Origin of the sequence: Streptococcus suis S735, from assembly GCF_000294495.1 — a bacterium.
Classification (GTDB): domain Bacteria; phylum Bacillota; class Bacilli; order Lactobacillales; family Streptococcaceae; genus Streptococcus; species Streptococcus suis.
Map to the genome: position 1 here is coordinate 1,854,845 of NC_018526.1, position 12,200 is coordinate 1,867,044.

General features: G+C 40.5%; 12 protein-coding genes. All 12 read right to left on the minus strand.

The window, feature by feature from the left end:
• Positions 1-273 precede the first annotated feature (273 nt).
• The 12 genes from YYK_RS09140 to YYK_RS09195 all read right to left on the minus strand — a co-directional run bounded on the left by YYK_RS09140 (position 274) and on the right by YYK_RS09195 (position 12,075).
• Entirely contained in the window at positions 274-1,020 is a 747-nt protein-coding gene (locus tag YYK_RS09140) for an amino acid ABC transporter ATP-binding protein (protein WP_014917328.1), read from the minus strand.
• 9 nt (positions 1,021-1,029) lie between these two features.
• Entirely contained in the window at positions 1,030-1,689 is a 660-nt protein-coding gene (locus YYK_RS09145) for an amino acid ABC transporter permease (RefSeq protein ID WP_012027947.1), read from the minus strand.
• Positions 1,690-1,701: 12 nt separating this feature from the next.
• Complete coding sequence (locus YYK_RS09150; protein ID WP_237718132.1) at positions 1,702-2,490, minus strand: amino acid ABC transporter substrate-binding protein; 789 nt, start codon at positions 2,488-2,490, stop codon at positions 1,702-1,704.
• Between the two features lie 162 nt (positions 2,491-2,652).
• Complete coding sequence (locus tag YYK_RS09155) at positions 2,653-3,264, minus strand: CHAP domain-containing protein (RefSeq protein ID WP_012027949.1); 612 nt, start codon at positions 3,262-3,264, stop codon at positions 2,653-2,655.
• Between the two features lie 331 nt (positions 3,265-3,595).
• Complete coding sequence (locus YYK_RS09160; RefSeq protein WP_012027950.1) at positions 3,596-4,972, minus strand: PTS sugar transporter subunit IIC; 1,377 nt, start codon at positions 4,970-4,972, stop codon at positions 3,596-3,598.
• Between the two features lie 43 nt (positions 4,973-5,015).
• A complete protein-coding gene (locus tag YYK_RS09165; protein WP_002938562.1) occupies positions 5,016-5,456 on the minus strand; it encodes a DUF3284 domain-containing protein in 441 nt (146 codons plus the stop codon).
• Between the two features lie 18 nt (positions 5,457-5,474).
• Positions 5,475-5,789: a PTS sugar transporter subunit IIA gene (locus YYK_RS09170; RefSeq protein ID WP_002938564.1), complete on the minus strand. Its 315-nt coding sequence runs from the start codon at positions 5,787-5,789 to the stop codon at positions 5,475-5,477.
• Position 5,790: 1 nt separating this feature from the next.
• Complete coding sequence (locus YYK_RS09175) at positions 5,791-6,102, minus strand: PTS sugar transporter subunit IIB (protein WP_012027953.1); 312 nt, start codon at positions 6,100-6,102, stop codon at positions 5,791-5,793.
• Positions 6,103-6,114: 12 nt separating this feature from the next.
• On the minus strand, positions 6,115-8,109 hold the full coding sequence (locus tag YYK_RS09180; RefSeq protein ID WP_014917330.1) for a BglG family transcription antiterminator: 1,995 nt from the start codon (positions 8,107-8,109) through the stop codon (positions 6,115-6,117).
• A 91-nt stretch (positions 8,110-8,200) separates the two neighbouring features.
• Positions 8,201-9,307, minus strand: coding sequence for a DUF871 domain-containing protein (locus YYK_RS09185; protein WP_014636529.1), 1,107 nt, complete (start codon positions 9,305-9,307; stop codon positions 8,201-8,203).
• A 9-nt stretch (positions 9,308-9,316) separates the two neighbouring features.
• Positions 9,317-10,717: a glycoside hydrolase family 1 protein gene (locus tag YYK_RS09190; protein WP_012027956.1), complete on the minus strand. Its 1,401-nt coding sequence runs from the start codon at positions 10,715-10,717 to the stop codon at positions 9,317-9,319.
• The gene (locus YYK_RS09195) at positions 10,714-12,075 is read right to left on the minus strand and encodes a 6-phospho-beta-glucosidase (RefSeq protein ID WP_012028568.1); all 1,362 of its coding nucleotides are present in this window, start codon (positions 12,073-12,075) and stop codon (positions 10,714-10,716) included. Before YYK_RS09195 ends, YYK_RS09190 begins: the two co-directional genes overlap by 4 nt.
• Between the last annotated feature and the right edge of the window lie 125 nt (positions 12,076-12,200).

Here is a 12,200-nt window from a genome sequence, read left to right on the forward strand (position 1 = left end):
ATTTATTACTAAAAAGTAAAGACCTTTCGAATACATTTATCGTTATTTAGTTTTCCTTCTATTACTTCCTTAGCTCACCTTGCCTAACTTCATCTATGCCTGCGGCTCATCGCCTCGTGCTAAAAGTACTATATAAGAATACCCATTCCCTCTAAACAAAAAATACTCCAACTGCTAGACCAATCAATGTCTAACAATTGAAGTATCTTTGTCAAATTCTGTCCATTTTCTGTACGATTATGGAAATGAATAAGATAAATTAATTTGCTTAGCTTACTCAACATCTACCTTTTGAATGCGAGCTAAGAATTGCTTAGTACGTTCTTCTTTTGGCTGGTCAAAAATGTCTTCTGGTCGACCTTCTTCGATAATCCGACCACCATCCATAAATATGACTCGATCAGCTACCGCACGCGCAAAGCCCATTTCATGAGTCACAACCACCATGGTCATACCTTCTTTTGCCAACTGCATCATGACAGCCAGGACTTCACCGATTAACTCAGGATCCAAGGCCGAGGTTGGTTCATCAAAATAGATGACCTCGGGATTGGTCGCAATGGCTCTGGCAATGCCGACCCGTTGCTGCTGACCACCGGACAGCTGACTTGGATAGAAACCATATTTATCAGATAGTCCCACCTTGTCCAAGGCTGCTTTACCGATTCTTTCAGCCTCTTGTTTGGGTACTTTCCGAGCCACAATCAGGCCTTCCGTCACATTTTGTAAGGCAGTCTTGTTGGCAAAGAGATTATAGTTTTGAAAAACGAAGGCTGTGCGCTTGCGAATGCCTGCAATTTCCTTCTTGGTCATCTGAGCCAGGTCATAGCTGTCCTCACCGAAGACTAAGTGACCCGCGTCAGCTTTTTCCAAAAAGTTTAAAGAACGAAGAAGAGTCGTTTTTCCCGATCCAGACGGGCCTAAAATGACGACCACCTCACCTGGATTGACCTCTACATCAATCCCTTTTAACACCTGCTGACTACCGAAGGTCAGCTTTACTCCATTTGCTTGAATCATCTGAACCTCCTAATAGACTGCCAACTTCTTCTCACCATAGGCTTGAAGCTTGGTCAAAATAGTTGAAAAGAATAGATAAACAAGGGCCACCTCACAATAGAGGGCAAACGGTTCGTAGGTCCTTGCTGCAATCTGCTGAGTTGCCATAAACATCTCCAAAACGGTAATATTGGCAGCCAGCGATGTATCCTTGACCAATCCAATCAAAGTATTGGACAAGGGCGGGAAGGCCACTCGAAAGGCCTGTGGGAGAATAATCCGACGCATGGTCTGAGCAAAACTCATCCCGACAGAATAGCCAGCCTCCAACTGCCCCTTAGGCACGGACTCGATAGAAGCCCGTATGGTTTCCGCAGCGTAGGCACCTGTATTGACAGAAAAAACCAAAACCGCCGACGGAAAAGCATCCAAGACAATTCCTAGACTTGGTAGCCCAAAGAATATCACATAGAGTTGAACCAAGAGTGGTGTCCCTCGAACAACCCAAATATAGAAACGAGCCACTTGTTTGAGAATGGGAATCTGAGCAATTTGCACCAAGGCCGTCCCAATAGCAATTAACAAGCCAAAGGTAAAAGACAGGATTGTCAGTGGGATAGTCACCAACAATCCTGGAACAAGTATTTGTGAAAATGAATCAAGCAATAGTTGCCATACTCTTTCTGTCATTGTTTCTCCTGATTACTTAGCTTTTGATACGTCTTCACCAAAGTATTTGTTTGAAATTTCAGCTAATTTTCCTTCACTAGCCAATTCTGCCAAGGCTGCATCAATCTCTTTCACAAGATCTTCATTTCCTTTTGCAACTGGGAAGGCTGTTGTCGATACGTCATCCGTCAAGGTCACAACCTTAATCGGTGCATCAGCATGTTGTTTCACATAATCCAAGTACACCAAGTTGTCATTGATGGTAGCATCCACACGTCCTGTATTTAACAATTCAACTGCCTGAGAGAATCCATGCACACCGACAACTTCTGCACCATTTTCACGCGCCAAATCTGCCCAGTTACTTGTCAAGCTGTTGGCAGATTTTTTACCAGATAAATCTGCAAAGCTTGTAATGTCAGTATTATCTTTTTGCGTCACCAAGGCTCCATAGATGTATGTATATGGTGTTGAAAAATCGTATTTTGCCTTACGCTCATCTGTAATACCGACTTGGTTAGCGATGGTATCAAAACGGGCCGCATCCAAACCTGCAATCATGGAATCCCATTCTGTTTCAACAAATTCCACCTTAACACCCAATTTCTCAGCAACGGCTTCGGCTACTTCTACATCATAACCGACCAATTTCCCGCTCTCATCGTGGTAAGAGTAAGGAGCATAGGCACCTTCAGTACCGATTTGAATAACGCCTTCTTCCTTAATTTGTGCCAAGAGGGTTTGGTCTGTACTATTCGATGTACCTGCAGATGAATTGCAGGCTGCTAACACGATACCCGCAAACAATAAACTTGTAAACATAGCTATTTTCTTCATAATTAAAACACACTTTCTTTTTCAGATTTTACAATAGTATCATGAATAACAATTTCCAGCCAATATATTTTTTCTATCGGGGACATTAAAAATTTTAATCAAGTATCGGAGCATAAAAAAAGACCTACTCGGTCTTTATATCTCATATTAATTTACTCCAGCTGGTGGGTAAATATAGCTGACTGTTCCTTCGCTAGTCGTTGTTGGATCAAAGAAACCTCGGACATTACTTGGGTAGTATACTCCACCATAGTTTGATTCCTTAACTTGAATGTGACCATTAGCTGCCACATCTGTTACATAGGCAACATGACCGTAGCCTCCATCTGTCCATACAGCAATAGCGCCAACTTTTGGAGTAGTTCCCACTTCATATCCAAGCGCTGCCGCACTAGCTGCCCAATCTCCACCATTACCCCAATAGTTTCCAACCCAAGGAGCCATTTCTTTGGCACCCCAAGTACACTGACCCGCTGGATAGGTATTAGCCGTATATTCCAAAGCAACCTCTGACACCATATTGGTAGCCAAAGCAGCCTTTGCAGCGGCAGCAGCTTTCTCAGCCACAATTTTTTCTGCAGCAGCTTTGGCTGCTATTTTTGCAGCTTCAACCTTTTTTGTTAACGCTGATACTGTCGGACTATCGCTTATAACTGTGTCATCTGCACTGACATTCACCATTCCCAACCATAAAAGATTTCCTATGAGGGCTGTAAACAGTCCCAATTTGAATTGTTTTTTTATCATTTGATAACTCATAATATTTGATTCCTTCGTGTTTTTCTGCCCTATCTATCCTAAGGGATAATCCTTGCAGAGAGCTTAAAGGAATGTAACAAATATTACAGATAACTTGCAATCTCTTAACAATCACAGTGTCCGGACTTTTTGTCAAAAAAACGACCTCCAATACGGAAGTCGTTTTCTATTTAGTGTTAGTGTAATTATTTTCTCCTACTCCTGAGTACACTGATTAGAATAAAAACCAAACCAGATATAATGTTTAGATATTTATTCCCATAAAGCGGACTAATCGCGATAAGGAAAAATCCTAGCGCCAATAAGAAAGGAGATTTGTTCTTGGAAAACATTATTCCTCACCAGCCTTAACCTTATTGGCTGCAATAACAAATGGTGTCCAAATCAGGAAGGCAACAAAGAGGTTGAATAGTGAAACCAACGCAGCCATAATGTTACCACCTGTTGCTAGATAAGCGTAGAGTCCTGGAGGGGTAATCCATGGAACAGGAGCAAAGACTGGCGGAATTATACCTGCCGCTGTCGCTAAGTATGCGATAGTTGCACAAATCGGTGGAACAATTAGCCATGGAATAGCAAACAGTGGATTCAATACCATTGGTATACCAAAGGTAACTGGTTCGTTAATATTGAATACACCCATTGGAGCAGATAATTTAGCTACCATTTTGTATTCTTCTCGTTTTGAGAAAATGAAAATAGCAATAATCAAAGCTAGAGTGACGCCTGAACCACCCATTTGAGCATAAGCATCAAAGGAACCACGAGTCCAAAGCCACGGTAAATTCGCAGTACTATGAGTTGCAGTATAAGCAGCCGCATTTTCATTTAGTGCAACCATATAGACTCCGTCCATAATTGGCGCCAAGACATTGTGACCATGCAGGCCGAAGAACCAAAAAAGTTGTACAAGGAAAGTTAAAAGAATGACTGACCCAAGACCTTGTGACAGACCAAGTAATGGCAGTTGAATATAAGTTGATACTAAATCTCCCAAAGATTGTCCTGTTAGAGTAAATGCAAGATATGCCACAATGGATGACGCATAAATTGCAGCAGTACCTGGGATAATAGCAGCAAAGGCCTTATTAACTGCCGGTGGAACAGAATCTGGCAATTTAATAATGACATTCCGTTTTACAAGACTTGCATAGACCCATGTAGCGAGAAATCCAATAAACAATGCTGTAAACAAACCTGTTGCACCGCCATATTTCAATGCGATAGCTCCCCACTGGCTTGTTTCCAAGGCTGAAACTCCATCTGTCGTCACAATGGATAATCCCAAACCTTCCAAAGCAGAAACAACTGACTTATCAACTCCGTCTAAAGCAGTGGAAATCGTTACACTTTGAGGAATAGTAGAGATGAATGATGCAAAGGAAATTAAACCACCTGCTAAAGGATTCACCTTATACATGAGTGACAAATTGTAACCAAAGGTAAAGGCAAATACAAGTGCCATTATCCCGATAGTTCCAAAATAAACGTAACCATTGATATCTATCACTGGTTGCATGGCATCAGCAAAACCAGTCCATCCCATATTATTTGGGATGTCTCTCAGAAAGACATTCAATAGAACGGCCACTGTACCTGCCATCGTAATGGGCATCATAGAAATAAAGGAATCACGAATCGCAATCAAATGCCGTTGCGAACCAATTTTTCCAGATATTTCCATGAACTTCTCAGAAATATTTGACATATTCTGTCTCCTTTTCTATTTTTTGTTTTATATTTCCTAAATGTTAAACTGATACCGGCTCAACTGAGCAACGAATCAGCGCCTCTAACTGGGCATTTGTCTGACGTTTTATACTTTTTGAAAAGATTTTTTCCATGAGAAATTGATTGCCTTTTACAAAAATATCACCAGCCTCCATCTCATAAGAATATTCTATATTGGTTTGATCATTCCCTAAATCCTCTAACTGATAGCGAACATGCTCTTTTCCTCGATTAGAATGGAAACAAACTGCATAGCAATAAGGAGCTGTAAACTCTTCTACAGTTACCTTGACACTATGTTGTCCCTTATCACCAAATGTTTTAGTATAAGTAAGTCCCTGGATAATGTCTTGATCTTGCAAGATGGAACCCGTATTTTGCTGAAAATCATCTTTTAAGGATTGGCGAATAGTAGCGAAAAGTCGCTCAATTGGAACTTGACCTATTTTTGATATCTTCATAACCCAGTTCTCCTATAATTATCCAATCTGTTTATAAAGATCTACGAACTCTTTCGCTAAATCAATAAATGTCAAAGCATTCATCAAGTGATCTTGTCCATGTACCATTAACAAAGATAATTCAACAGACTCTCCACTTGCTTCTTTTGCTAATAATTGTGTTTGCGATTTATGGGCAATATTCAATGAAGCTATTGCGTCTTGGAGCAGCTGTTCCGCTTCGTCAATACGACCTTCTTTGGCTGCTTGAATCGCCTGGCTAGCGAAGCCCTTTGCTTCACCACCGTACATGATTAACCCCATAATCGCTTCAAGATACTCTGGAGAATTCATACTACCCCTCCATCATTTTTAGGGCAGCCTCTAGCACCTTAGCTCCGTTCATCACTCCGTAATCCATCATATTGATAGCATCTACCTTAATAGTTGGCTCAAATTTTGCCTTATAGTCGTTCAATAGGAATTTTACTTGTGGACCTAAGAGTAATACATCAATCTCTTTTTGAGCAACTTCATTATCGGCTTCAGATACTGGAACAGCCCAAATAGTTGCTTCAACCCCTGTTTCTTCTGCTGCTTTTTGCATCTTAGTTACAAGCATACTTGTAGACATGCCTGCGTTACAAACTAACATAATGTGTTTCATAAAAAACTCCTCCTACCCCTTTCTTTGAATGAGGAGAATAAAAATATCAATTAATTCTTTATAATTTGGATGATGTAACAAACGTTCTTGGAGAACTCTATCTTGAACAAAATCAACCAGACAAGGTGAGATATACTTCAGAAATGCATTTCGACCCTTTGACGGTGACAATAGGAAGACGAATTGAACTTGCTTTCCATGGCCCCAATCTACAGCATTCTTATATATCCCTACAACAATTTGTTCTGAATAACTCATCGGCAAGGCTGGATGAGGAAAGGCTAACCGATTCCCAAAGACAACCGGACTGTAAGATTCTCGTAAATTCACTTGTTCTATAAAGCGATTAACAAAATCAGGCTCAATGGATTCGTCCAAAGAGGTTACTAGTTGCTTCAAGGCTACTTCTCGATCACAATCCTCCTCAAGATAGATTATTCTATGTGGAGCAAATACTGCTTCTGCAATCTGCTTAGCCTGACCTACTTCCATTAGCACATTTTCCCCTTGGTCAGGAATAACTGGGGTCGTTTGCTGTAAATGAGATCGAATAGCCTCAATGTCCTTCTCTGATAGGAAGACGCTGACATTGATAACCGGTGTCATAAAAATTAGATTCGACAAGCTAATGGATGAAATAATCAAATCAACATCCTTCAGTCGTTCCTCTGTAACTTCATAATAACTAACCGTATCAAGAATTTCTAAGCTGGATGAAAATTCTTTCTCCAAGCGATTCTTTAACATCAATGCACTTCCAATTCCGGTAGCACAGACTACCAATACTCTGGTCTTCTTAAATCCCTGATAGCGTTCAATTGCCGCCATCACATGTAAGGTAAGGTAAGCCCACTCATCATCCGAAATCGAATACCCCATTAGTTCTGGTATCGCTGCAAATGCCATTTTTGTTAATTCGAAAGCCTCAAAATATTGGTCTTTAATTTCAGCAGTTAGAGGATTTCCCAGTTGAATATTATTCTCCAAACGAATACGTAACGGCATCAAATGGGCCAGAACTCCTTTGAATAGCTGCTGATCCTTTGACAACTCTAGGCCTGTTAAATGTGACAAATGTAAAAGACTATTCTCCACATTCTGTCTAAATATCTCTTCCACCTCACCATCTTGATTTGGATTCCCCGTTAGTTTTACCTTAAGGTGCAACGCAATGTAATTTGCTTCCTCTGACGGTATCGTCACTTGAAACGTTTCTTCGATTCGGTCTATAATCCGTTGTGCCACAAGATACTCTTGAGACGACTGAATACGCTCCGGTATCGGGAATCGGTCTAGACCAGACCCGATTTTCAACCGTTGTAAAAGAAGAGCGATATGGAGCACTAGATTCTGCATGACAAAATCCGATAAACGTAATTTAGCATCCCGACACTCGTCTAAGACGATTAACATTAAGTCTGTGAACCGTATATCTGGCAATAGATTGGTTTCGACAACCCCATAAACAGATTGAACATTTCCCTCATCAAAAAAGTAATCCATAATAAAGTGACGGATAGCAGGTTCATCCCCCTTTAGTTCAATTCCTTTACGTGTCACAAGGAGTTCTAATTGATAGGGGATAAATAGTTTTCGAATATCCGCCAAAATGGAATGAAGCGTAGTCTTTCCAATGAATAGCTCTCTTTGTAAACAATCTGGTGACTGAATCGGATCCTCAAACAAGAGCTTATTGAGAATATACCGTTGCCGATCCCCCGCTTCTTCTAGTTGAGTTAAATCAGTTAACCGCTTTTTTAGGAGCAATTGCTCCTGCCAAAACATTTCAAACTCAACTGGCCGTTCAATCTGTAAACAATAACCACTACCTTGTTTTGAAAGGATATGAGCACCGCTATTTTCTAAAGAAGATGTCAGTTGATGAATATACGTTCTTACCGTTCGATCACTCACTGATAATACCTTGGCTAGTTCGATGCTTGGTACGAATGTCTCCTGTTTTGCAAGTAAAGCCTCTAACAAGCGTACTTCTTTTTTAGATAACATGCTCCCTCCTTTCCTCCAACAGTCTTTGATTTCTTATATGTACATTATAACATGAAAGCGATTTCTGGAGGTGCCTACTTTTTCCGCATCATTAATGAAAGTGCTCGGAAGCTATGACCAGTTTAAACTCTTGCCACGGTTTAATAAAGCGTAACAAGGGAAGATAGTCTGGGCTGATTCGTCCGACCTTATTTACCTTTGGACTGATGGTAAATTCTTTGAGTGCAATTTGCAATTCACCCTTGTAGCGACCATATAAATCATTATCAATTAAGATATCACCTCGTCCCACAGGAATTGCTTGGTCTGACCGAGCCGGTACAGATGCGTCCTTATACACCACACGGGGCATGGTTGAACGCAGAACATAAGCAGAAATATCACCTCTATAAACATGATTAAACGCTACAATCTCTCTTTCAACGGGAGTCAAACCCTCCTCAATATCAACCATGAGGCTGATTGTATCTTCATTTAAAACTGTTTGAATGGATTGTAGTTCCTCCTCCGAGATAAATTGGTTTGAAATCAAAATAGAATCAATAAAACCCGTTGCCTTCATCCAAGCAATTTGCAAGGGAAGAGGCCAGAACCGATGATCTTCTAAAGTTGGTAGGCCTTCAGATAATGGCCACGGTCCTTCAGAAGCTGTTTGTGCACTGACAAATGCCGCAGTTCTTATACCTGATTGATGATAAAAAGATGACATCTCTAAGAAGTGCTCTTCGGATAAACCTGTAAAAGCATGAGGATAAAAATTATGGCAGGCAATAATATTATCCCTGTTTGCAACACTAGCCAAAAGATTGGACAGCAAGATCTTATCTGTACTCAAATTCAATTCAACTTTTATGTTGCGTGGATTATGTGTCATCTCAATGATTTCTTCCAAAGGAAGAGCTTCATCAAGACGAATCCCGGCCAACCCCAGTTCTGCTGCACGCTCCATCAACGCCCCATCCCAACCTTGCGCTGCGATAAAATGGGGACTGATATCTGCAATGACAGTCATCCCCAGTTGATTTGCATAGTCAATTAGTTTTTGATACAATTCGAAAACTGTTCGGTCTCCATTTTCAAGTTGCAACAAACTCATAAATAAGCGCCTTGCTCCGTATTGGTGCAGAAGTTTAATGTAAGCTTGACTCTCTTCTAGCGAATAGTTTTCAGGATAAATTGAAAAGCCCAGTTCTACCATCATTCCCTCCTAGCGATGAAAACCATTAGCATCGCTCAATTTCTTGAACCACTTGCCTGATTTCTTAACAATTCTTTCTTGCGTGTCTAGATCCAGTTCAACTAATCCATAGCGATTCTTGTATGCATTTAACCAAGACCAGCAATCAATAAAGGTCCATAACATGTATCCTTTACAATTCGCCCCTTCTTGGATAGCTCGATGTAATTCAATTAAGTGATCTTCGATAAATTCGATCCGGTAATCATCTTGAATGAGTCCATTGTCTTTAAATGCGCGCTCTCCTTCAACTCCCATACCATTTTCTGTTACAAACCATTCGATATTATGGTAATTTTCCTTAATATTTATCGCAATATCGTATATCCCTTTTTCATAAATCTCCCAACCTCTATGCGGATTCATTTTTTTACCTGGCATATCATATGGGGCAAAGAAATATTCCGGAGTTAGAGGCTCTCCCTCTTTCCAACTATTGGTTGGAGCTTGTACCCGAAGGGGTTGATAATAATTCACCCCTAGGAAGTCCACACGATTTTCCTTAATAATGGCTAATTCCTCATCGCTGACCTCTGGCATTAGACCATATGCATCAATCAGCTCGACTAAGTCATCGGGATATTCTCCTAACACAGACGGATCTAGAAAGCTCTTTGTTTGAAACAATTCTGCAATTCGAGCTGCTTTTATATCCTCTGCTTGCTCACTACGAGGGTAGGCAGGAGTTAGATTCAAGACAATAGCGATTTTTTTGTGAGGATTTACCTCATGGCATGCCTTTACAGCTAAAGAACTTGCCAACTGTGTATGATAAGCCACCGCAACTGCCGCTTTTGCATCAACCTTACATGGATAATGATAATTTCCTAGATAACCACACTCTACTGGAACAATCGGCTCATTAAAGGTAATCCAACGATCGACTAAATCATCAAACAATTCAAAACATGTACGTGCATATGCTTCATAGGCTCGAACAATTTCCTTATTTTCCCAACCACCTTTTTCTTGTAAACAATAGGGAAGATCAAAGTGATAAAGATTGACAAAGAGCTGAATTCCCTTTGCTCTTACCAAAGAAAAAACCGAACGATAGAAGGACACCGCCTCTTGATTAATTTCTCCAGTACCTGTTGGTATGAGACGCGACCATTGAATGGAAGTCCGAAATACAGTGTGTCCAGTTTCAACTAGTAAATCAATATCTTTTTCATAATGTTTGTAAAATGTTGATGTTTGACTAGGGCCAATTTTGTTATGAAATCGTTCAGGCTCAATACTATACCAATAATCCCAGTTGTTCTGTCCTTTTCCATCACCTGGCTCGATTCCTTCACTTTGAGGTCCTGATGTAGAAGAACCCCACAAAAAATTTGTTGGAAATTGATAAAATACCTTGTCTTTAGTCATTGATTGTTCCTTCTCTCTTTTATGTGCTGTATAGCTGGTGCGAATTGTGGCAAATAGTTCTCATGTGCAAGTAACATATCTTGTAATAGCACTTCAGCTTGTGGTCCATTTGAAATAAGCGGGTTGAGTGTAAAAGCTTGTAAAGCCAGGGAATAATCACCTGTCATTGCTGCCTGAACAGTGACAAGCTCCATTTGCTTCATCAGTTGTAAATAGCCGGTTACAATCGGCGGAGTTGGTGGACAAGCTAGTGGAGTTGCTCCTTGCGCAGAGATAATCGAGGTGACTTCTACCACACAATTTTCAGGTAGATAGGGAATAACTCCTCTATTTACAGTAGATACGGTCAATTCTTCTCTACTATCATTATGGATAGCACAAATAATTTGACAGGCAACATCACTATAGTAGGCACCCCCACGTAGTTCCAGTTGTTTTGGTTTGTCTTTCAATTGTGGGTCTTTGTAAAGCTCAAACAATTCTGTCTCTACTTCTTGAACAACCTTGGCTCGTACATTACCCTGACGATACTGTTCCAAAGCATCCTCTAACATTTCTTGTTCCAAAAAATAATAACGATGGTAATCACATGGCAACATTCCAATCGTCCGAAGCAATTGAATAGGAAACTCTAGATTAGTAATATTTTTGACTGCTTCTGGCATCTCCTCTCTCAAATCCCCATACAATGTTTCTAAGATTACTTGCGTACGATTTTCCCCATACTTATCCCAAACTTCATGAAAGTGAAAATGATTTAACCCAATATGGCGCGTACTTAGGTCTCCTTCTGATTGGCCTAAAATCTGAGCAGCAAGTTTCTTTTGACCAATAGGGATATTACACAAACCAATAACTTTCTTCCAGTGGAGTTCATTAGCAATGGCTTCCGTTACGATACCAGCAGGATTCGTAAAATTAATCAACCAAGCATTCGGACACAAGTCCTTCATATCCTTGATAATCCCTTTATATGCTTCAATGGTCCTAAATGCTTTAAAGATTCCTCCAGCCCCATTGGTCTCTTGCCCCAGCATCCCATAACTCAAGGGAATGGTCTCATCTAAGTATCTTGCAGGTAGTTGGCCAACTCGGAACTGAGACGTTACAAAATCAGCCTCTATCAATGCTTCTCTTCTGTCTAAGGTCGACTCTATCTTCCAGTCCAGGCCTGCTTTTGCGACCATTCGCCGTGCTAACTCAACTACGATCTCCTGTTTTTTTGCGCCTTGTTCAACATCAACAAACCACCATTCTCGAATGGGTAATTGATGTGCACGAAGAATCATACCTTCAACCAATTCTGGAGTGTAACTTGAGCCTCCACCAATTGTCACTAATTTAAGAGTTTTCAACACGCTTTCCCTCCCTCATCTTCTTTTATATTCTTATTATATTTCAGTGAACATCTATTGTAAACGGATACACAGACCCTCTTTTTCCGTATCACAACGGAAATTAAGACAACATGATCATTCTAGAA